The sequence below is a fragment of the Aeribacillus sp. FSL K6-2833 genome, assembly GCF_037965815.1.
Classification (GTDB): Bacteria; Bacillota; Bacilli; order Bacillales; family Aeribacillaceae; genus Aeribacillus; species Aeribacillus composti.
This window is the reverse complement of the sequence record NZ_CP150189.1, coordinates 142,904-162,105: the sequence shown is the minus strand read 5'-3', so window position 1 is coordinate 162,105 and position 19,202 is coordinate 142,904. Positions and strand designations below refer to the sequence as shown.

Genomic DNA, 19,202 nt, shown 5'->3' with positions numbered 1-19,202 from the left:
CGAGGGAATGGGACATTCATCGCCCCACAACCTCTTATTTCATAAAACCTTTGTAATGACGTTTGACAAGCTGGCTCTCAAGCTGCTTCATAGTTTCCAAAGCGACACCGACAACGATCAAGAGACTTGTTCCACCTATTTGTGCTGAAGAAGGCAAGTCAGCAAATTTTATAAAAAAGACAGGAAGTATTGAGACAACTGCTAGAAAAATAGAACCGACAAATGTTAAACGGTATAAAATTTTCGTTACGTACTCTTGTGTACTTTTTCCTGGTCTTATACCCGGTATATAGCCGCCTTGCTTCTGCAAATTTTCAGCCATTTGCTCCGGGTTCACTTGAACAAATGTATAGAAATAAGCGAAAGCGATAATTAATGCAACGTAGATGATCATCCCGATAGGTTGCGTGTAATCAAATGTTTTTTGAATCCATCTTGTTACATCATTTGGTCCAAAGAACGATGCAATCGTAGTGGGGGTAACAATAAACGATACTGCAAAAATGACTGGAATGACTCCAGCAGAGTTAACCTTCAATGGGAGATGCGTTGAATGTCCCCCAACCGGACTTCTACCTGCAAGCCGCTTTGCATACTGAATCGGAATTTTTCGGAATGCTTGTTGAACGAAAATAACAGCTACAACAACTAATAAAACGGCAAGAACAAGCAAAACGACAGTTACAATTCTTAAAAATAGCTGATCGCCAACATCCGCAAATTGTTGAGCATAAATTTGGTTTACTGCCGTTGGAATGCCGGCAGCAATCCCAGCAAAGATAATAATAGAAATACCGTTCCCAACGCCTTTTGCGGTAATTTGCTCACCAAGCCACATTAAAAAGGCTGTTCCCGCAGTTAAAACAAGTGCGATCAACAAATAGTTTCCAATGCCAGGGTTTATGATTAACAGACCGCCGGCCATATTATTAAAGCCATATGACATTGCCAGCGCTTGAATAAATCCTAAAATAATTGTTAAATAACGCGTGAATTGGGCAAGCTTTCTGCGGCCTACTTCACCCTGCTTCGACCACTCTGTAAATTTCGGTACAACGTCCATTTGCAGAAGCTGAACAATGATTGAAGCAGTAATGTAAGGCATAATCCCCATTGCTAAAATGGAGAAGTTTTGCAATGCCCCGCCTCCAAAAATGTTCAAAACGCCAAATACGTTCAATTGGTCTTGTGCTTTTAGTACGTCTGCGTTCACACCCGGGACAGGGATAAAAGTGCCGATCCGGAAAATTACCAGCATAAGAAGGGTGAACAAGATTCGATTGCGAATGTCACCCACGCGCATAAAATTGGAGATTGCCTTGAACATTAAATCACCTCAGCAGAACCGCCGGCGGCTTCAATTGCCTCTTTTGCTGAAGCAGAAAATTTGTGTGCTTTAACCGTTAATTTTTTCTCTAATTTACCGTCTCCAAGCACTTTAATACCTGCTTTCAGTTTGCTTACAACACCTGTTTCCAAAAGAAGCTCTGGAGTAATTTCCGTACCGTCTTCAAAACGATTCAATTTGTCCAAGTTCACAACTTGATATTCTTTGCGGTTAATGTTTGTAAACCCACGTTTTGGCAAACGACGGAATAGAGGAGTTTGACCGCCTTCAAATCCAGGCCGAACTCCACCGCCAGATCGGGCATTTTGTCCTTTTTGACCACGTCCAGCAGTTTTTCCATTACCTGAACCAATACCGCGACCAACACGATTCCGCTCTTTACGAGAACCTTCTGCCGGTTTTAATTCATGAAGCTTCATAACCTTGGCACCTCCTTATTTGATTATTGTTCTTCCACTTTCACGAGATGTGACACTTTATTGATCATTCCGCGAATTGCCGGATTGTCATTATGAACAACTGTTTGATGCAATTTCCGCAAGCCTAATGTTTTAACGGTTATTCTTTGGTCTTCAGGACGACCAATTACACTCTTTTTGAGGGTAATCGCCAATTTTTTTGCCATTGTCTTTCCCTCCTTATCCTAACAGTTCTTCAACCGTTTTTCCACGAAGTTTAGCAACATCTTCTACACGCTTCAGCTGCTTTAACCCGTCAACTGTTGCCCGAACCATATTAATCGGTGTATTGGAGCCTAAAGATTTAGATAAGATATCGTGAACACCTGCTAATTCAAGTACTGCACGGACAGGTCCTCCAGCGATAACCCCCGTACCTTCAACAGCAGGTTTCAAGAGAATCTTTCCTGCACCGAATTTACCGATTACTTCGTGTGGAATGGACGTACCTACAATTGGTACTTCAATTAAGTTTTTCTTTGCATCTTCAATTGCTTTGCGGATAGCATCAGGAACTTCTTGCGCTTTACCAGTTCCGAAACCTACATGACCGTTTTTGTCTCCGACAACAACAAGAGCAGCAAAACGGAAACGACGGCCACCTTTTACTACTTTTGCAACACGGTTTACGGTAACAACACGTTCTTCAAGTTCAAGTTTGCTTGGATCAATACGACGCATCACTTTTCCCTCCTTTGTCGATTAAAATTCAAGGCCAACTTCGCGAGCTGCATCAGCTAAAGCCTTCACACGTCCATGATATAAATATCCACCACGGTCAAACACAACAGATTTAATACCTTTTTCAAGCGCACGTTTTGCAACAAGTTCGCCGACCTTTTGAGCAGCTTCTACATTCCCAGTTGATTCCAAGTTAAGCTCTTTATCCAAAGTAGAAGCACTCACAAGCGTTTGGTGATTTGTATCATCAATCACTTGAGCATAAATGTGCTTGTTGGAGCGGTATACATTTAAACGCGGGCGAGCGGCTGTACCGGAAACCTTTGAACGCACGCGTGCATGTCTAGTTTTGCGAACCGCATTTTTACTAGGTTTTGTAATCATCTACGTCACTCCTTTCTTTCTTTATGCGGCATTACTTAGCAGTCTTACCTTCTTTGCGGCGCACATATTCTCCTTCATAGCGGATGCCTTTTCCTTTATATGGTTCAGGCGGACGAACCGCACGAATGTTTGCAGCGACTGCGCCAACACGCTCTTTATCTGTACCTTTAACGACGATTTTTGTTTGAGAAGGAACGTCGATTTCAATGCCTTGTTCAGGTTCATATTCGACTGGATGAGAGTATCCGACATTCAATACTAGTTTCTTTCCTGATTTTGATGCACGGTATCCGACCCCGATCAGTTCTAAACTTTTTTCAAAGCCTTTGGAAACACCTTCAACCATATTGGCAAGAAGGCTGCGAGTCGTCCCGTGAAGAGCACGGTGCTCTTTATTGTCAGATGGACGAGTAACAGTTAATACTTGATCTTCAACTTTTATATCCATATCTGGATGAAATGTACGGGTTAATTCTCCTTTTGGTCCTTTTACTGTTACTGTATTTCCATTAATCGTAACAGTGACACCTGAAGGAATTTCAAGCGGTTTTTTCCCTACACGTGACATGAATGACACCTCCATTTCGTGTTAAAAAATTACCAAACGTATGCGAGCACTTCTCCGCCTGTTTGCTTCGCGCGCGCTTCTTTATCAGTTAAAACGCCTTGAGAAGTCGAAACGATTGCTATTCCTAATCCATTCAACACACGTGGCACTTCATTAGCTTTTGCATAAACGCGCAAGCCTGGTTTGCTGATTCGTTTAAGGCCAGTTATAACACGTTCGTTGTTAGGCCCGTACTTTAAGAAAATGCGCAAAATACCTTGTTTATTATCTTCAATATATTCATAATCGCGAATAAACCCTTCACGCTTTAAAATTTCAGCAATTTCCCGTTTAATTTTGGAAGCAGGAACTTCCAGTTTTTCATGACGAACCATGTTCGCATTGCGAATGCGAGTAAGCATATCTGCAATAGGATCTGTCATCACCATTATAAATAACCTCCTTCCCATTTATCGATACTACCAACTAGCTTTTTTCACGCCAGGGATCTGACCTTTGTAAGCAAGTTCACGGAAACAAATACGGCAAAGCTTAAATTTGCGGATGACTGCATGCGGACGGCCGCAGCGTTCACAGCGTGTGTATTCACGCACTTTAAATTTTTGCTTGCGTTTTTGTTTCGCAATCATTGACTTTTTAGCCACATTTTCGCCTCCAATCTAAATTAGCGATTATTTTGGAACGGCATGCCGAACAGAGTTAATAGCTCGCGAGCCTCTTCATCGGTTTTTGCTGTTGTAACGATTACGATATCCATACCTCTTACTTTATTTACTTTATCGTAATCAATTTCTGGGAAAATAAGTTGTTCTCTAATACCAAGCGTATAATTGCCGCGGCCATCAAATGATTTTTTAGATACACCACGGAAGTCGCGCACACGTGGTAAAGAAACGGAAATCAATTTGTCAAAGAAATCGTACATACGCTCTCCACGAAGCGTAACTTTGCAGCCGATCGGCATTCCTTCACGAAGCCGGAAGCCGGCAATGGATTTTTTCGCACGAGTCACTACAGGTTTTTGACCAGAAATGAGAGTTAATTCTTCAACAGCACTGTCCAGCGCTTTCGCATTTTGGACTGCATCACCGACGCCCATATTGATGACAATTTTTTCGATTTTAGGAACTTGCATAACAGATTTATAGTTAAACTTGTTCATTAGTGCAGGTATGATTTCTTTTACGTATTTTTCTTTAAGGCGGTTCATAAATAGACCTCCCTTCCAAATTATTTATCTAAAATTTCACCTGATTTTTTTGCTACACGCACCTTTTTGCCGTCCACAATTTTATAACCGACACGAGTCGGTTCACCTGTTTTTGGATCTAATGGCATTACATTTGATACATGAATAGGCGCTTCTTTACTGATAATTCCGCCTTGTGGATTATCTTGAGAAGGCTTCGCATGTTTTTTCACGATGTTCACGCCTTCCACAAGCACGCGGTTCTTTTTCGGATATGCTGCAAGGATCACGCCTTGTTTTCCTTTATCTTTTCCGGCGATCACCATTACTTTGTCACCCTTCTTAACATGCATCGATTACACACCTCCTTGGTAAGCCAAACTCATAATTAAAGTACTTCTGGAGCAAGAGAAACGATTTTCATAAAGTTTTTATCGCGAAGTTCACGCGCAACCGGTCCAAAAATACGAGTACCTCTCGGGCTTTTGTCTTCGCGGATGATGACGCATGCGTTTTCGTCAAAACGAATGTACGAACCGTCAGGACGGCGCACACCACGTTTTGTACGCACAACAACAGCTTTTACTACATCACCTTTTTTAACAACGCCTCCTGGTGTTGCTTGTTTAACCGTACCGACAATAATATCACCGATATTTGCTGTTTTACGACCAGATCCGCCAAGAACTTTAATTGTTAACAATTCACGTGCACCAGAGTTATCAGCAACTTTTAAACGAGATTCTTGTTGAATCATGTTCGTGACCTCCCTTCGGAATTTTTTTCATCCGAACCAAATTAAATAATAACTGCTTCTTCTACAATTTCAACTAAACGGAAACGTTTTGTTGCAGATAGCGGGCGAGTTTCCATAATGCGAACGATATCGCCGACTTTCGCTTTGTTTTGCTCATCATGAGCTTTGAACTTTTTAGAATATTTCACGCGTTTTCCATAAAGCGGGTGTTTTTTATAAGTTTCAACAAGAACAGTGATGGTCTTATCCATTTTATCCGACACGACGCGTCCAGTATAAACTTTGCGCTTGTTGCGTTCACTCATTTGGCAAACCTCCTCTCACGATTATTTGTTTGCAGCAATTTCTCTTTCGCGAATAATAGTTTTCATTCTAGCAATCGTTTTGCGTACTTCACGGATGCGGGCAGTATTTTCAAGCTGACCAGTCGCAAGCTGGAAGCGCAAGTTAAACAATTCTTCTTTTAAAGATTTCACTTTTTGTTCAATTTCGGCAGTGGTTAGATCACGAATTTCTTTAGCTTTCATTTGATTCACCACCAATTTCTTCACGTTTTACAAATTTTGTTTTGATCGGTAATTTATGAGATGCAAGACGCAGTGCTTCACGTGCAACTTCTTCAGAAACACCCGCAACCTCGAACAATACTTTACCCGGCTTCACTACGGCAACCCAGCCTTCAGGTGCCCCTTTACCGGAACCCATCCGTACTTCTAAAGGTTTAGCCGTGTATGGTTTAGACGGGAAAATTTTAATCCAAACTTTTCCGCCACGTCTCATATAACGCGTCATCGCGATACGTGCTGCTTCAATTTGTCTGTTGGTGATCCAAGCAGGCTCAAGAGCTTGAATGCCATATTCACCGAAATGAACTTCAGTGCCGCCTTTTGCACGTCCGCGCATTTTCCCGCGATGTTCTCTACGATATTTTACGCGTTTAGGCATTAACATAATTATTTGCCTCCTTCCTCATTGTTCTTTTTAGCTGGAAGAACTTCTCCACGATAAATCCAAACTTTTACGCCTAATTTTCCGTACGTTGTATCCGCTTCTGCAGTTCCGTAATCGATGTCTGCGCGAAGAGTATGAAGCGGTACCGTTCCTTCACTGTAATGTTCAGAACGTGCGATATCTGCACCACCAAGACGGCCGGATACCATTGTTTTAATACCTAATGCACCTGCGCGCATTGCACGTTGGATCGCTTGTTTTTGAACACGACGGAACGAAGCGCGGTTTTCTAGCTGACGTGCAATATTTTCCGCAACAAGTTTTGCATCTAAATCAGCTTTTTTAATTTCTAAAATATTAATGTGCACACGTTTGCCAGTTAGTTGGTTCAAAGCCTTTCTTAAAGCTTCGACCTCTGTACCACCTTTACCGATAACCATTCCTGGCTTAGCTGTGTGGATAGTGATATTTAAACGGTTTGCCGCACGTTCAATTTCAATGCGGGAAACGGATGCATCGCTTAAACGTTTATTAATGTATTCACGAATTTTGAGGTCTTCATGTAACAGGTCTGCATAATCTTTTTCTGCATACCATTTCGATTCCCAATCACGAATGATGCCAATTCGAAGACCGACTGGATTTACCTTTTGACCCACTAATTATCCCTCCTTTTTTTCCGAAACAATGATCGTAATATGGCTTGTGCGTTTGTTGATTTGGCTCGCTCTACCTTGTGCACGTGGTCTAAAGCGTTTCAAAGTTGGTCCTTCATCAACATAAGCCTTTTCAATATATAAATTGTTTCCGTCCATGTCATAGTTATGCTCTGCATTTGCAACAGCCGATTTTAACACTTTTTCAATAATTGGTGAAGCAGCTTTAGGTGTATGGCGAAGAATGGCAATTGCCTCACCAACTTGCTTTCCTCGGATCAAGTCAATAACTAAACGAGCTTTACGAGGAGCAATTCGTACTGTTCTCGCAACAGCTTTAGCCTGCATCCTAAAATCCTCCTCTCATATTAGCGTTTTGTCTTCTTGTCATCGCCGGCATGGCCTCTGTAAGTACGAGTTGGAGCAAACTCTCCAAGCTTATGTCCTACCATGTCTTCAGTAATGTATACTGGAACATGTTTTCTTCCATCATAGACCGCAATGGTATGACCGATGAAAGATGGGAAAATAGTTGAACGGCGAGACCAAGTTTTGATGACTTGTTTGCTTCCAGTTTCATTTAATTTTTCGATTTTTTTCATTAAATGATCATCGCAGAATGGTCCTTTTTTTAAGCTACGACCCATAATGTTACCTCCCTTCGTGATTGCGCTACGGTTCTGATGAACCGTAGAACAACCCCGTTATTTTTTACGACGGCGAACGATAAATTTATCGGATTTGTTTTTCTTTTTGCGAGTTTTAAACCCAAGAGTCGGTTTACCCCAAGGCGTCATAGGAGATTTACGACCAATAGGTGCTTTTCCTTCTCCCCCACCGTGCGGGTGATCGCTAGGGTTCATAACAGATCCGCGAACTGTTGGACGTTTGCCTAACCAGCGGGAACGACCTGCTTTACCAATATTAATTAATTCATGCTGCTCATTCCCTACTTGGCCGACAGTGGCACGGCAAGTTGCCAAAATCATGCGGACCTCACCAGAAGCTAAACGAACTAATACATATTTTCCTTCTTTACCAAGCACTTGAGCTGAAGTACCTGCAGAACGAACCAATTGTCCGCCTTTTCCTGGTTTTAATTCGATGTTATGAATGACAGTACCTACTGGGATATTTTGAAGAGGAAGTGCGTTTCCAACTTTAATATCAGCTGTAGGTCCTGACATTACTTCCATTCCTACTTTTAAGTTTTTAGGAGCCAGAATATAGCGTTTTTCTCCGTCAACATAGTTAATTAATGCAATGTTTGCGGAGCGGTTTGGATCGTACTCAATAGTAGCAACGCGTCCTGGTATTCCATCTTTATCGCGCTTAAAATCAATAATACGATATTGACGTTTATGGCCTCCGCCTTGATGACGAACAGTTAGCTTACCTTGGTTGTTGCGTCCTGCTTTTTTATGAAGCGGAGCAAGCAACGACTTTTCCGGCTTGTCAGTAGTGATTTCAGCAAAATCAGATACTGTCATGCCGCGGCGACCGTTAGAGGTTGGTTTATATTTTTTAATCGCCATCTCAGTTTCCCTCCTTCACTTTCAAAATTATGCTTCGAACAATTCGATTTCTTTGCTGTCTGCCGTTAATTTCACGATTGCTTTTTTACGGCGATTTGTCAAACCGCTGAACCGGCCAACACGTTTAAGTTTTCCTTTGTAATTCATAATGTTGACTTTTTCAACTTTGACATCGAAAATTTTTTCAATAGCGTCCTTCACTTCTGTTTTGTTTGCTTTCACATCTACTTCGAATGTATATTTTTTGTCAGCTACTAGATCCATTGAACGTTCAGTGATGATGGGGCGCTTAATAATATCTCGAGGATCCTTCATTATCCAAGCACCTCCTCTACTTTTTCCACCGCTGCTTTTGTAATAACAAGTTTATCATGGCTCAACACATCCAACACGTTGATTCCATTAGCCGTAACAACTGTTACACCTGGAATATTGCGTGCAGACAGGATTACATTTTCGTTTTCGTCTCCTGTTACAATCAGCGCTTTTCTGTCAACGGAAAGCCCTTTGAGAATTCCAGCCATTTCTTTCGTTTTTGGAGCTTCCAACACTAAATCTTCTAATACAACAATATTGTTCTCTTGAACTTTAGAAGATAAAGCTGATTTGATTGCTAAGCGGCGGACTTTTTTCGGTAATTTGTATGCATATGTGCGAGGTGTTGGTCCAAATACTGTCCCACCTCCGCGCCATTGAGGTGAACGGATGGATCCCTGACGTGCGCGTCCTGTACCTTTTTGACGCCATGGCTTACGGCCACCGCCACTAACTTCAGAACGGTTTTTTACTTTATGAGTGCCTTGTCTTTGAGAAGCTCTTTGCATAATGACAGCTTCAAATAATACGTGTTTATTCGGCTCAATACCAAAAACAGAATCATTTAATTCGATTTCGCCAACTGCTGATCCGTTTTGGTTATATAACGTAACTTTCGGCATTTTTCCGTTTCCTCCTTTCCTGTTGAAATTACTTCGCTTTTACTGCAGATTTAATAATAACTAATGATTTTTTCGGTCCCGGAACATTCCCTTTGATTAAAAGAAGATTGCGTTCAGCATCTACTTTTACAACTTCAAGATTTTGAACGGTTACGCGTTCACCGCCCATTCTTCCAGGAAGTTCTTTTGATTTAAAAACACGGTTTGGTGCAATGGCTCCCATTGAACCAGGACGACGGTGGTACCGTGAACCGTGAGACATTGGGCCACGTGATTGTCCGTGACGTTTAATCGCACCTTGAAATCCTTTCCCTTTAGAAATACCTGTCACATCAACAAGTTCCCCAGCAGAAAAAATGTCTACTTTAACCTCTTGACCAATTTCATACTCGTCTACATTAGCACCTCTAACTTCACGAATGAAGCGCTTAGGAGCAGTATTTGCTTTTGCAGCGTGACCTTTTTCCGGCTTGTTTGCAAGCTTTTCACGCTTGTCTTCAAAACCCAGTTGAATAGCATCGTAGCCGTCTGTTTCAACAGTCTTCTTTTGAAGAACGACGTTTGGGGATGCTTCAACTACAGTAACAGGAATTAATTCACCGTTTTCTGCAAATACTTGCGTCATTCCAATTTTTCTTCCTAAGATTCCTTTGGTCATGAGTCACACCTCCTAAATTTCAAATGTTTTAATCTATCGTTACAGTTTAATTTCAATGTCTACACCAGAAGGCAAATCTAAACGCATTAACGCATCAACCGTTTGCGGTGTAGGGTTGACAATATCGATTAAACGTTTATGTGTACGCATTTCAAATTGTTCACGAGAATCTTTATATTTGTGCACTGCTCGAAGAATTGTATAAACTGTTTTTTCAGTCGGTAGCGGAATTGGACCAGAAACATTTGCTCCCGAACGTTTTGCAGTTTCTACAATTTTTTCGGCAGATTGATCAAGGATTCTGTGATCATACGCTTTTAATCGAATTCGAATTTTTTGTTTTGCCATTATTTTCCCTCCTTTTCGCCTACTTTCCATAGACAATTCTCCACGAGAATTTCCTGTACGCCCGCCATGGCAAAGCGGCCGGGTGTATCAGCAACCTCCCGCTTCATCGCAGTCAAAGACCAACGTTATACATTATATAAAAAACAGGTGTCTAATGCAAGAAAAATTCAGGATTTCCTATAAAATTTAGTGTTGTTTCTTTAAAAGTTAAAGCGTTGCAGACTTCATATTTATAATAAAAAAAGCGAGCCTATTCGACTCGCTTTTTTCAATTAGTCAAGGATAGCTGAAACAGATCCTGCACCTACAGTACGACCGCCTTCGCGGATAGAGAATTTCGTACCGTCTTCAATCGCAACTGGAGAAATGAGTTCAACAGTCATTTCAACGTTATCTCCAGGCATTACCATTTCTACGCCTTCTGGAAGAGTGATAATTCCAGTTACGTCTGTAGTACGGAAATAGAATTGTGGACGGTAGTTAGAGAAGAATGGAGTATGACGTCCACCTTCTTCTTTAGAAAGAACGTAAACTTGTGCTTTGAATTTTTTGTGCGGTGTAATAGAACCAGGTTTTGCTAAAACTTGGCCGCGTTCTACTTCGTCACGTGCGATACCGCGAAGTAAAGCACCGATGTTGTCTCCAGCTTCTGCTTGATCAAGAAGCTTACGGAACATTTCAACACCAGTAACAGTTGTTTTCTTAGATTCTTCAGCTAAACCAACGATTTCTACTTCGTCACCAACTTTTACAACGCCGCGTTCTACACGACCAGTTGCAACTGTACCGCGACCAGTGATAGAGAATACGTCTTCAACAGGCATCATGAAAGGTTTTTCTGTATCGCGTTCTGGAGTTGGGATGTATTCGTCAACTGCGTTCATTAATTCAATGATTTTTTCTTCCCATTCAGCATCTCCTTCAAGTGCTTTAAGCGCAGAACCTTTGATAACAGGTACATCGTCGCCAGGGAAGTCATATTCAGAAAGAAGGTCACGAACTTCCATTTCAACTAGTTCTAATAATTCTTCGTCGTCTACCATATCGCATTTGTTTAAGAATACAACGATGTAAGGCACACCTACTTGGCGAGATAAAAGAATGTGCTCACGAGTTTGCGGCATAGGACCGTCAGCAGCAGAAACAACTAGGATAGCGCCGTCCATTTGAGCAGCACCAGTGATCATGTTTTTAACATAGTCTGCGTGTCCAGGGCAGTCAACGTGTGCATAGTGGCGGTTGTCAGTTTCGTATTCTACGTGTGCAGTTGAAATCGTGATTCCGCGTTCACGCTCTTCTGGAGCACCGTCAATTTGATCATATGCACGAGCTTCAGCTTTACCTTGTTTTGCAAGAACAGTAGTAATAGCTGCAGTCAAAGTAGTTTTACCATGGTCAACGTGGCCGATTGTACCAATGTTAACATGTGGTTTAGAGCGTTCATATTTCGCTTTAGCCATAAGTAATTTTTCCTCCTTAAAAAAATATGTTTCATTTTAAATAAATATATAGAATACTTGGAGGCGGCGCAAGTGCATCCGCATCCAAGGGCTACATAAGTATTTATACTTGAACAATGGTTGAAAATCAATTATTCGCCTTTATTTTTTTTGATAATTTCTTCTGCAATGTTTTTAGGCACCTCTTCGTAATGATCGAAGTGCATCGTAAATGTACCGCGTCCTTGTGTATTGGAACGAAGTGCGGTTGCATAACCAAACATTTCAGCAAGTGGAACCATTGCTTTTACAACTTGTGCATTTCCACGTGCTTCCATTCCTTCCACACGACCACGGCGTGAAGTGATATCACCCATGATGTCTCCCATGTACTCTTCAGGTACAATTACTTCAACTTTCATAATTGGCTCAAGGAGTACCGGGTTACATTTTTGAGCAGCATTTTTAAGGGCAAGTGAAGCGGCAATTTTAAACGCCATCTCACTTGAGTCAACATCGTGGTAAGACCCATCAAAAAGTTTAGCTTTAATGTCAATTAACGGATAGCCTGCAAGCACACCGTTTTGCATAGCATCTTCCAAACCAGCCTGAACCGCTGGGATGTACTCGCGTGGAACGACACCACCGACAATTGCGTTTTCGAATTCAAATCCTTTTCCTTCTTCATTTGGACTGAATTCGATCCAAACGTGACCGTATTGTCCGCGTCCGCCTGATTGACGTACGAATTTACCTTCAACTTGTGCGGATGAGCGGAATGTTTCGCGATACGCAACTTGTGGCGCACCGACATTACACTCAACTTTAAATTCACGTTTCATACGGTCAACGATAATGTCAAGGTGAAGTTCACCCATACCGGCAATAATTGTTTGGCCAGTTTCCGGATCCGTATGCGATTTGAATGTTGGGTCTTCTTCAGATAGTTTTTGCAATGCTGTTGACATTTTGTCTTGGTCTGCTTTTGATTTAGGTTCAATCGCAACTCTGATAACAGGCTCTGGAAACTCCATCGATTCTAAAATAACCGGATGGTTTTCATCACATAGAGTATCTCCAGTTGTTGTATCTTTTAAACCAACTGCAGCAGCAATATCACCTGCATATACCATTGGAATTTCTTCGCGGTGATTCGCGTGCATTTGTAGAATACGTCCAATCCGTTCACGTTTACCTTTTGTGGAATTGGATACGTATGAACCGGAACTTAATGTTCCTGAATATACGCGGAAGAAAGTTAATTTTCCTACATATGGGTCTGTCATTACTTTAAACGCCAATGCAGCAAATGGTTCATCGTCGCTTGATTTGCGAACTGTTTCTTCCTCTGTATCAGGGATGACGCCTTTTATCGGTGGCACATCGATTGGCGATGGCAAGTAATCAATTACCGCATCCAGCATTAGCTGCACGCCTTTGTTTTTAAAAGCTGAGCCGCATAAAACAGGATAAAACTCAACGTTACAAGTACCTTTACGGATAGCTGCTTTCAGCTCGTCAACGGAAATTTCCTCTCCTTCAAGGTACTTCATCATCAATTCTTCATCAAGCTCTGCAACTGCTTCAATCAATCGAGTGTGCAGCTCTTCTGCTTGTTCTTTATACTCGTCTGGAATTTCACGAGCTTCCGAACGCGTACCTAGATCATCCAGATAGTAATATGCTTTCATTTCCACAAGGTCAATGATACCTTGAAATTGATCTTCTGCTCCAATCGGGAGCTGAATAGGGTGTGCGTTAGCCTCTAAGCGATCGTGAAGTGTTTTGACAGAGTATAAAAAGTCTGCGCCGATTTTATCCATTTTGTTAACAAATACAATGCGCGGCACTCCGTATGTTGTTGCTTGGCGCCAAACTGTTTCCGTTTGCGGCTCAACACCAGACTGAGCATCAAGAACTGCAACTGCTCCGTCTAGGACTCTCAAAGAACGTTCAACTTCAACCGTGAAGTCTACGTGCCCTGGCGTATCAATAATATTGATCCGATGTCCCTTCCATTGAGCTGTTGTAGCGGCAGATGTAATGGTAATACCGCGTTCTTGTTCTTGCTCCATCCAGTCCATTTGGGAAGCTCCTTCGTGAGTCTCCCCGATTTTGTGAATGCGGCCTGTATAGAACAAAATTCTCTCAGTTGTTGTCGTCTTACCAGCATCAATGTGCGCCATAATACCGATATTGCGAGTTTTTTCTAAGGAGAACTCTCTTGGCATCGGGTAATTTCTCCTTCCTTCATGGGTATTGATAAATATTATGTTTATTACCAGCGATAATGTGCAAATGCTCTATTCGCTTCAGCCATTTTATGTGTATCTTCACGCTTTTTCACTGCCGCACCTGTGTTGTTTGCTGCGTCAATGATTTCAGCCGCAAGACGTTCTTCCATCGTTCTTTCACCACGAAGGCGGGCATAGTTTACTAACCAGCGAAGACCCAAAGTTGTGCGGCGTTCAGGACGAACCTCTACAGGTACTTGGTAGTTTGCGCCCCCTACTCGGCGTGCACGAACTTCTAATACTGGCATAATATTTTTCAATGCTTGTTCAAACACTTCCATTGGATCTTTGCCAGTTCGTTCTCTCACGATATCAAATGCATTGTAAAGAATTTTTTGCGCTTTGCTTTTTTTACCGTCAATCATGATTTTATTAATCAGACGAGTTACTAATTTTGAATTGTAAATTGGATCTGGTAGTACGTCACGTTTTGGTACAGGTCCTTTACGTGGCATCACTAAATTCCTCCCTTCATTCTGTATTTATTATATTATCTTTTAGTTTTTAGGACGTTTCGTTCCATATTTGGAACGGCCTTGCTTACGGTTTTCAACTCCAGCTGTGTCAAGAGCTCCGCGTACGATATGATAGCGGACACCAGGCAAGTCTTTTACACGTCCGCCGCGGATTAGCACAACGCTGTGCTCTTGCAGGTTATGTCCGATCCCCGGAATATAAGCTGTTACTTCAATTCCGTTTGACAAGCGGACACGTGCATATTTACGAAGAGCTGAGTTTGGTTTTTTAGGTGTCATTGTTCCAACACGTGTACATACTCCTCGTTTTTGCGGCGAAGATAAATTTGTTTGTTCTTTTTTGAAGCTGTTGTATCCTTTGTTTAACGCAGGAGATTTTGATTTTACTACTTTGCGCGTGCGGCCTTTTCGCACTAATTGGTTAATTGTAGGCATATACATTTCCTCCCTTCAAACGTTTTTTCAAACCCACACATCCAGGCGGTTCATAATTTGGTAAAAACAATTGTTTTTGCAGAAATCTACAAAAACAATGTTTATTTTATAATTGCAACAGCTGCCGCTCCAACTTCTATTCCGCAAGCTTTTCCGAGCTTCTTCATAGAATCGACCCTAATTAAAGGAACTTCTTTCTCTTCAGCCAGCTGAACCACTTTGTTTGTCACTTTCGGGTCAGCATCCACTGCAATGATAACTTCCTTTACAGCGTCATTTTTCAGAGCTTTCACTGTTTGCTTTGTACCAATAATAATCTTTTCAGCCTGTGCTACTTTTTCATAAGACATATTTCATATCCTCCAAAGTGACAGGTGATATTTACACACCTTGATAATATTAACATTGGAAAAGATGGATGTCAACTGTGCATTTTACGGCATCCATCTTTTCCCCGACAATTATTCAACCGAAATCGTTTCGTCAACGGATTTTTTATTCATGACCGGTTTTATTTTTCTATAGAGCTGCATTCCTGTTCCAGCCGGAACAAGCTTACCGATAATAACATTTTCCTTCAAGCCTAACAGTTCATCTCGTTTTCCTTTAATGGCCGCATCCGTTAATACGCGTGTTGTCTCTTGGAATGATGCGGCAGACAAGAAGGACTCCGTTTCAAGCGATGCCTTTGTAATACCGAGCAATACCGGACGTCCTGTTGCAGGGCGTTTTCCTTCCAAAAGCACCTTTTTATTCGCTTCTGTAAATTGATGAACGTCAAGGAGTGTTCCCGGCAGAACATCCGTATCGCCGGAATCGATGACACGGACTTTCCGCAGCATTTGCCGCACCATTACTTCAATATGTTTATCGCCGATTTCCACACCTTGCATTCTGTACACTTTTTGCACTTCACGAAGCAAATATTCTTGAACGGCTAAAATGTCTTTTACTTTCAACAATTCTTTTGGATCTATTGAACCTTCCGTAATTTCTTGACCGCGTTCTACACGGTCCCCCACAGCTACTTTTAAGCGGGCGTTAAATGGCGCCGTGTATGTGCGTGTTTCCACTTCACCGCGGACGACAATTTCTTGCTGCTTATCTCTCACTTCATTAATTTCAGCAACTACCCCGTCAATTTCTGAAATAACCGCTTGCCCTTTTGGATTACGGGCTTCAAACAATTCTTGAACACGCGGCAAACCTTGGGTAATGTCGTCGCCGGCAACCCCACCGGTGTGGAAAGTACGCATCGTCAGCTGTGTACCCGGCTCTCCGATCGATTGAGCTGCGATAATTCCTACCGCTTCGCCTACTTCGACATCAGTGCCGGTAGCCAAGTTCCGTCCATAACATTTTTTACATACACCATGTCTTGTATTACATGTGAATGCAGAGCGAATCCAAACTTCTTCTATCCCTGCATTGATAATTTGAGCTGCTATGTCTTCGGTAATCATTTCATTTTCCCTGACAAGCACTTCACCCGTTTCAGGATGAATAACCGATCTTCTTGCATATCGTCCGATAATCCGTTCCTCGAGTTTTTCGATAACTTCTGAACCGTCTTTCAGCGCTCTCGCTAAAATTCCTCTGTCTGTTCCGCAGTCTTCCTCACGAATAATCACATCTTGCGCAACATCTACAAGGCGGCGTGTTAAATAACCGGAGTCAGCAGTTTTTAATGCTGTATCTGCCAGACCTTTTCTGGCACCATGGGTCGAGATGAAGTATTCTAACACTGTCAAACCTTCTCTAAAACTCGATTTAATCGGAAGCTCAATAATTCGTCCAGCAGGGTTAGCCATCAGTCCGCGCATTCCCGCAAGCTGCGTGAAGTTAGATGCATTTCCGCGAGCTCCTGAATCGCTCATCATGAAAATCGGATTCCGCTTATCTAATGAATTCATCAACTTGCTTTGAATGGTGTCTTTAGCAGCACTCCAAATAGAGATAACACGATCGTACCGCTCATCTTCAGTGATTAATCCGCGTCTGAATTGCTTCAAGACATTGTCAACTTTAGCTTGCGCCTCTTTTAAAATTGCTTCTTTTTCCGCCAACACAACAATATCAGAAACACCGATTGTAATTCCGGCTTTAGTCGAATATTTAAAGCCTAAATCTTTTAAGCGGTCAAGCATTTTCGATGTTTCAGTAATATGGAATCTCTTAAAGACTTCGGCAATAATTTTTCCTAAAATTCCTTTTTTAAATGGCGGAATGATTTCTTGGTTTTTAATGTGCTCCCGCACATCTACCTGTGCCGGATCAACAAAATATTTATCAGGCGTGCATTCTTGAATGTTCTTAGTTGACGGCTCATTAATATACGGGAACGAATTCGGCAGTATTTCGTTGAATATTAATTTTCCTACCGTTGTGATCAGAAGCTTTTTATTTTGTTCTTCTGTAAATGTTTCGTTCTTTAAGGAACCGGCATGTACTGCAATTCGTGTATGCAAATGTACATGGCCGTTTTGATAGGCAATGAGCGCCTCATCAGGATCTTTGAAAATTTTCCCTTCTCCGATCGCTCCTTCACGTTCCATTGTTAAGTAATAGTTCCCCAACACCATATCTTGTGAAGGCGTAACAACCGGTTTTCCGTCTTTCGGATTTAAAATGTTTTGAGCCGCAAGCATTAACAGCCTTGCTTCTGCTTGTGCTTCTGCCGATAACGGAACGTGAACAGCCATTTGGTCACCGTCGAAGTCAGCATTATAGGCTGTACATACCAACGGATGTAGACGAATGGCACGCCCTTCGACTAACGTCGGTTCGAACGCTTGGATTCCTAATCTGTGCAAAGTCGGTGCCCGGTTAAGCAGAACCGGATGTTCTTTAATGACTTCCTCCAACACATCCCAAACTTCAGGATGGACGCGTTCAATTTTCCGTTTGGCGCTTTTAATGTTATGTGCCAGCCCTTTTTCAACAAGCTCCTTCATGACAAAAGGCTTAAAGAGCTCAAGCGCCATTTCCTTTGGCAAACCGCATTGATACATTTTCAGATTTGGGCCGACAACGATAACGGAACGTCCAGAGTAGTCAACCCGTTTTCCTAACAGGTTTTGACGGAAGCGTCCTTGCTTTCCTTTCAGCATATGAGAGAGTGACTTCAGTGGACGATTTCCCGGTCCAGTAACTGGACGACCACGGCGTCCATTGTCAATAAGAGCGTCAACAGCCTCTTGAAGCATCCGTTTCTCATTTTGCACGATGATACTTGGCGCTCCAAGATCCAACAGTCTTTTTAAACGATTGTTTCGGTTAATAACACGGCGATACAAATCGTTCAAATCGGAAGTTGCAAAGCGTCCGCCATCCAATTGAACCATCGGCCGCAATTCAGGCGGAATGACAGGAAGTACATCCAACACCATCCATGAAGGGTCATTCCCGGAATTTCTGAATGCTTCCATCACTTCAAGGCGTTTAATCGCTCTTGTGCGCCGCTGGCCTTGAGAAGATTTAAGCTCTTCTTTTAACGCTTCTACTTCTTTATCAAGATTGATATCTTGCAATAATTTTTTAATTGCTTCCGCACCCATTGATGCTTGGAAGGCATTTCCGTATTTCTCGCGGTATGTGCGATACTCTTTTTCAGATAAAAGCTGTTTCTTTTCAAGTGGTGTGTCCCCAGGATCTGTCACGACGTAAGAGGCAAAATAAATAACTTCTTCCAATGCTCGAGGTGACATGTCAAGAACTAGTCCCATACGGCTTGGAATCCCTTTGAAATACCAAATATGAGAGACAGGGGCAGCAAGTTCGATATGCCCCATTCTCTCCCGACGCACTTTTGCTCGCGTAACCTCAACACCGCATCGATCGCATACTACGCCTTTATAGCGAACCCGTTTATATTTTCCGCAGTGGCATTCCCAATCTTTTGTCGGACCGAATATACGTTCACAAAACAAACCGTCTTTTTCAGGCTTTAAAGTACGATAGTTGATCGTTTCTGGTTTTTTCACTTCACCATATGACCATGAACGAATTTTATCAGGTGAAGCAAGACCGATGTGCATATACTCAAAATTATTTACATCCAGCAAGGGGCCTACCTCCCTTTTTATCT

At 42.1% G+C, this 19,202-nt stretch carries 28 protein-coding genes; all 28 read right to left on the bottom strand.

Going from position 1 to position 19,202, the window contains the following annotated elements; translation table 11 throughout:
• Positions 1-34: 34 nt before the first annotated feature.
• Positions 35-1,327, bottom strand: coding sequence for a preprotein translocase subunit SecY (gene secY / locus NSQ94_RS00880; protein ID WP_063387178.1), 1,293 nt, complete (start codon positions 1,325-1,327; stop codon positions 35-37).
• A complete protein-coding gene (gene rplO, locus NSQ94_RS00875) occupies positions 1,327-1,767 on the bottom strand; it encodes a 50S ribosomal protein L15 (protein WP_063387177.1) in 441 nt (146 codons plus the stop codon). The genes secY and rplO overlap by 1 nt, the downstream gene beginning before the upstream one ends.
• A 23-nt stretch (positions 1,768-1,790) precedes the next feature.
• Positions 1,791-1,973: a 50S ribosomal protein L30 gene (gene rpmD / locus NSQ94_RS00870; protein ID WP_063387176.1), complete on the bottom strand. Its 183-nt coding sequence runs from the start codon at positions 1,971-1,973 to the stop codon at positions 1,791-1,793.
• 13 nt (positions 1,974-1,986) lie between these two features.
• On the bottom strand, positions 1,987-2,487 hold the full coding sequence (gene rpsE, locus NSQ94_RS00865) for a 30S ribosomal protein S5 (RefSeq protein WP_063387175.1): 501 nt from the start codon (positions 2,485-2,487) through the stop codon (positions 1,987-1,989).
• 21 nt (positions 2,488-2,508) lie between these two features.
• Entirely contained in the window at positions 2,509-2,871 is a 363-nt protein-coding gene (rplR, locus tag NSQ94_RS00860) for a 50S ribosomal protein L18 (protein WP_063387174.1), read from the bottom strand.
• Between the two features lie 31 nt (positions 2,872-2,902).
• Positions 2,903-3,439, bottom strand: a complete 537-nt coding sequence (rplF, locus tag NSQ94_RS00855; RefSeq protein WP_063387173.1) for a 50S ribosomal protein L6 — start codon at positions 3,437-3,439, stop codon at positions 2,903-2,905.
• Positions 3,440-3,468: 29 nt separating this feature from the next.
• Positions 3,469-3,867, bottom strand: coding sequence for a 30S ribosomal protein S8 (gene rpsH, locus NSQ94_RS00850; RefSeq protein WP_063387172.1), 399 nt, complete (start codon positions 3,865-3,867; stop codon positions 3,469-3,471).
• A 30-nt stretch (positions 3,868-3,897) separates the two neighbouring features.
• A complete protein-coding gene (locus NSQ94_RS00845) occupies positions 3,898-4,083 on the bottom strand; it encodes a type Z 30S ribosomal protein S14 (RefSeq protein ID WP_063387171.1) in 186 nt (61 codons plus the stop codon).
• 20 nt (positions 4,084-4,103) lie between these two features.
• Positions 4,104-4,649: a 50S ribosomal protein L5 gene (gene rplE / locus NSQ94_RS00840; RefSeq protein ID WP_063387170.1), complete on the bottom strand. Its 546-nt coding sequence runs from the start codon at positions 4,647-4,649 to the stop codon at positions 4,104-4,106.
• Between the two features lie 20 nt (positions 4,650-4,669).
• The gene (gene rplX, locus NSQ94_RS00835; RefSeq protein WP_063387169.1) at positions 4,670-4,981 is read right to left on the bottom strand and encodes a 50S ribosomal protein L24; all 312 of its coding nucleotides are present in this window, start codon (positions 4,979-4,981) and stop codon (positions 4,670-4,672) included.
• Between the two features lie 35 nt (positions 4,982-5,016).
• Entirely contained in the window at positions 5,017-5,385 is a 369-nt protein-coding gene (rplN, locus tag NSQ94_RS00830; protein ID WP_063387168.1) for a 50S ribosomal protein L14, read from the bottom strand.
• A gap of 41 nt (positions 5,386-5,426) precedes the next feature.
• Positions 5,427-5,690 carry a 30S ribosomal protein S17 gene (gene rpsQ / locus NSQ94_RS00825; RefSeq protein WP_063387167.1) on the bottom strand — a complete coding sequence of 88 codons (264 nt, stop codon included), beginning with the start codon at positions 5,688-5,690 and terminating at the stop codon, positions 5,427-5,429.
• A gap of 21 nt (positions 5,691-5,711) precedes the next feature.
• The gene (gene rpmC, locus NSQ94_RS00820; RefSeq protein ID WP_063387166.1) at positions 5,712-5,912 is read right to left on the bottom strand and encodes a 50S ribosomal protein L29; all 201 of its coding nucleotides are present in this window, start codon (positions 5,910-5,912) and stop codon (positions 5,712-5,714) included.
• Entirely contained in the window at positions 5,902-6,336 is a 435-nt protein-coding gene (gene rplP, locus NSQ94_RS00815; protein WP_063387165.1) for a 50S ribosomal protein L16, read from the bottom strand. The genes rpmC and rplP overlap by 11 nt, the downstream gene beginning before the upstream one ends.
• Before the next feature lie 2 nt (positions 6,337-6,338).
• Positions 6,339-6,995 carry a 30S ribosomal protein S3 gene (rpsC, locus tag NSQ94_RS00810; protein ID WP_063387164.1) on the bottom strand — a complete coding sequence of 219 codons (657 nt, stop codon included), beginning with the start codon at positions 6,993-6,995 and terminating at the stop codon, positions 6,339-6,341.
• Positions 6,996-6,998: 3 nt separating this feature from the next.
• Complete coding sequence (rplV, locus tag NSQ94_RS00805; protein WP_063387163.1) at positions 6,999-7,340, bottom strand: 50S ribosomal protein L22; 342 nt, start codon at positions 7,338-7,340, stop codon at positions 6,999-7,001.
• 20 nt (positions 7,341-7,360) lie between these two features.
• On the bottom strand, positions 7,361-7,639 hold the full coding sequence (gene rpsS / locus NSQ94_RS00800) for a 30S ribosomal protein S19 (protein WP_063387162.1): 279 nt from the start codon (positions 7,637-7,639) through the stop codon (positions 7,361-7,363).
• 57 nt (positions 7,640-7,696) lie between these two features.
• Positions 7,697-8,527, bottom strand: coding sequence for a 50S ribosomal protein L2 (rplB, locus tag NSQ94_RS00795; RefSeq protein WP_063387161.1), 831 nt, complete (start codon positions 8,525-8,527; stop codon positions 7,697-7,699).
• Between the two features lie 27 nt (positions 8,528-8,554).
• Positions 8,555-8,842, bottom strand: coding sequence for a 50S ribosomal protein L23 (rplW, locus tag NSQ94_RS00790; RefSeq protein WP_063387160.1), 288 nt, complete (start codon positions 8,840-8,842; stop codon positions 8,555-8,557).
• Positions 8,842-9,465 (bottom strand): 50S ribosomal protein L4, encoded by a 624-nt coding sequence (rplD, locus tag NSQ94_RS00785; RefSeq protein ID WP_063387159.1) that lies wholly within the window; start codon positions 9,463-9,465, stop codon positions 8,842-8,844. The genes rplW and rplD overlap by 1 nt, the downstream gene beginning before the upstream one ends.
• Before the next feature lie 28 nt (positions 9,466-9,493).
• On the bottom strand, positions 9,494-10,123 hold the full coding sequence (gene rplC, locus NSQ94_RS00780) for a 50S ribosomal protein L3 (RefSeq protein WP_063387158.1): 630 nt from the start codon (positions 10,121-10,123) through the stop codon (positions 9,494-9,496).
• Between the two features lie 39 nt (positions 10,124-10,162).
• On the bottom strand, positions 10,163-10,471 hold the full coding sequence (gene rpsJ, locus NSQ94_RS00775) for a 30S ribosomal protein S10 (protein WP_063387157.1): 309 nt from the start codon (positions 10,469-10,471) through the stop codon (positions 10,163-10,165).
• Positions 10,472-10,743: 272 nt separating this feature from the next.
• Positions 10,744-11,931: an elongation factor Tu gene (gene tuf / locus NSQ94_RS00770; RefSeq protein ID WP_063387156.1), complete on the bottom strand. Its 1,188-nt coding sequence runs from the start codon at positions 11,929-11,931 to the stop codon at positions 10,744-10,746.
• A 131-nt stretch (positions 11,932-12,062) separates the two neighbouring features.
• Complete coding sequence (gene fusA / locus NSQ94_RS00765; RefSeq protein ID WP_066247907.1) at positions 12,063-14,141, bottom strand: elongation factor G; 2,079 nt, start codon at positions 14,139-14,141, stop codon at positions 12,063-12,065.
• 47 nt (positions 14,142-14,188) lie between these two features.
• On the bottom strand, positions 14,189-14,659 hold the full coding sequence (gene rpsG, locus NSQ94_RS00760; RefSeq protein ID WP_063387154.1) for a 30S ribosomal protein S7: 471 nt from the start codon (positions 14,657-14,659) through the stop codon (positions 14,189-14,191).
• A gap of 42 nt (positions 14,660-14,701) precedes the next feature.
• Complete coding sequence (gene rpsL, locus NSQ94_RS00755) at positions 14,702-15,115, bottom strand: 30S ribosomal protein S12 (RefSeq protein ID WP_063387153.1); 414 nt, start codon at positions 15,113-15,115, stop codon at positions 14,702-14,704.
• A gap of 101 nt (positions 15,116-15,216) precedes the next feature.
• Complete coding sequence (locus tag NSQ94_RS00750; RefSeq protein ID WP_339229902.1) at positions 15,217-15,465, bottom strand: 50S ribosomal protein L7ae-like protein; 249 nt, start codon at positions 15,463-15,465, stop codon at positions 15,217-15,219.
• Between the two features lie 111 nt (positions 15,466-15,576).
• Positions 15,577-19,179 (bottom strand): DNA-directed RNA polymerase subunit beta', encoded by a 3,603-nt coding sequence (gene rpoC / locus NSQ94_RS00745; protein WP_063387151.1) that lies wholly within the window; start codon positions 19,177-19,179, stop codon positions 15,577-15,579.
• Positions 19,180-19,202 lie beyond the last annotated feature (23 nt).

What these genes read in the sequence shown, in the direction of transcription:
- rplC (WP_063387158.1), bottom strand. Translation starts at nt 10,123, where the DNA reads ATGACCAAAGGAATCTTAGGAAGAAAAATTGGAATGACGCAAGTATTT.
- secY (WP_063387178.1), bottom strand. Translation starts at nt 1,327, where the DNA reads ATGTTCAAGGCAATCTCCAATTTTATGCGCGTGGGTGACATTCGCAAT.
- rplV (WP_063387163.1), bottom strand. Translation starts at nt 7,340, where the DNA reads ATGCAGGCTAAAGCTGTTGCGAGAACAGTACGAATTGCTCCTCGTAAA.
- rplR (WP_063387174.1), bottom strand. Translation starts at nt 2,871, where the DNA reads ATGATTACAAAACCTAGTAAAAATGCGGTTCGCAAAACTAGACATGCA.
- rplN (WP_063387168.1), bottom strand. Translation starts at nt 5,385, where the DNA reads ATGATTCAACAAGAATCTCGTTTAAAAGTTGCTGATAACTCTGGTGCA.
- rpmD (WP_063387176.1), bottom strand. Translation starts at nt 1,973, where the DNA reads ATGGCAAAAAAATTGGCGATTACCCTCAAAAAGAGTGTAATTGGTCGT.
- rplP (WP_063387165.1), bottom strand. Translation starts at nt 6,336, where the DNA reads ATGTTAATGCCTAAACGCGTAAAATATCGTAGAGAACATCGCGGGAAA.
- fusA (WP_066247907.1), bottom strand. Translation starts at nt 14,141, where the DNA reads ATGCCAAGAGAGTTCTCCTTAGAAAAAACTCGCAATATCGGTATTATG.
- rpsL (WP_063387153.1), bottom strand. Translation starts at nt 15,115, where the DNA reads ATGCCTACAATTAACCAATTAGTGCGAAAAGGCCGCACGCGCAAAGTA.
- NSQ94_RS00750 (WP_339229902.1), bottom strand. Translation starts at nt 15,465, where the DNA reads ATGTCTTATGAAAAAGTAGCACAGGCTGAAAAGATTATTATTGGTACA.
- rplB (WP_063387161.1), bottom strand. Translation starts at nt 8,527, where the DNA reads ATGGCGATTAAAAAATATAAACCAACCTCTAACGGTCGCCGCGGCATG.
- rpsQ (WP_063387167.1), bottom strand. Translation starts at nt 5,690, where the DNA reads ATGAGTGAACGCAACAAGCGCAAAGTTTATACTGGACGCGTCGTGTCG.
- rpsJ (WP_063387157.1), bottom strand. Translation starts at nt 10,471, where the DNA reads ATGGCAAAACAAAAAATTCGAATTCGATTAAAAGCGTATGATCACAGA.
- tuf (WP_063387156.1), bottom strand. Translation starts at nt 11,931, where the DNA reads ATGGCTAAAGCGAAATATGAACGCTCTAAACCACATGTTAACATTGGT.
- rplX (WP_063387169.1), bottom strand. Translation starts at nt 4,981, where the DNA reads ATGCATGTTAAGAAGGGTGACAAAGTAATGGTGATCGCCGGAAAAGAT.
- rplD (WP_063387159.1), bottom strand. Translation starts at nt 9,465, where the DNA reads ATGCCGAAAGTTACGTTATATAACCAAAACGGATCAGCAGTTGGCGAA.
- rpsE (WP_063387175.1), bottom strand. Translation starts at nt 2,487, where the DNA reads ATGCGTCGTATTGATCCAAGCAAACTTGAACTTGAAGAACGTGTTGTT.
- rplF (WP_063387173.1), bottom strand. Translation starts at nt 3,439, where the DNA reads ATGTCACGTGTAGGGAAAAAACCGCTTGAAATTCCTTCAGGTGTCACT.
- rpsS (WP_063387162.1), bottom strand. Translation starts at nt 7,639, where the DNA reads ATGGGTCGTAGCTTAAAAAAAGGACCATTCTGCGATGATCATTTAATG.
- rpsG (WP_063387154.1), bottom strand. Translation starts at nt 14,659, where the DNA reads ATGCCACGTAAAGGACCTGTACCAAAACGTGACGTACTACCAGATCCA.
- rpmC (WP_063387166.1), bottom strand. Translation starts at nt 5,912, where the DNA reads ATGAAAGCTAAAGAAATTCGTGATCTAACCACTGCCGAAATTGAACAA.
- rpsH (WP_063387172.1), bottom strand. Translation starts at nt 3,867, where the DNA reads ATGGTGATGACAGATCCTATTGCAGATATGCTTACTCGCATTCGCAAT.
- rplW (WP_063387160.1), bottom strand. Translation starts at nt 8,842, where the DNA reads ATGAAGGATCCTCGAGATATTATTAAGCGCCCCATCATCACTGAACGT.
- rplO (WP_063387177.1), bottom strand. Translation starts at nt 1,767, where the DNA reads ATGAAGCTTCATGAATTAAAACCGGCAGAAGGTTCTCGTAAAGAGCGG.
- rplE (WP_063387170.1), bottom strand. Translation starts at nt 4,649, where the DNA reads ATGAACCGCCTTAAAGAAAAATACGTAAAAGAAATCATACCTGCACTA.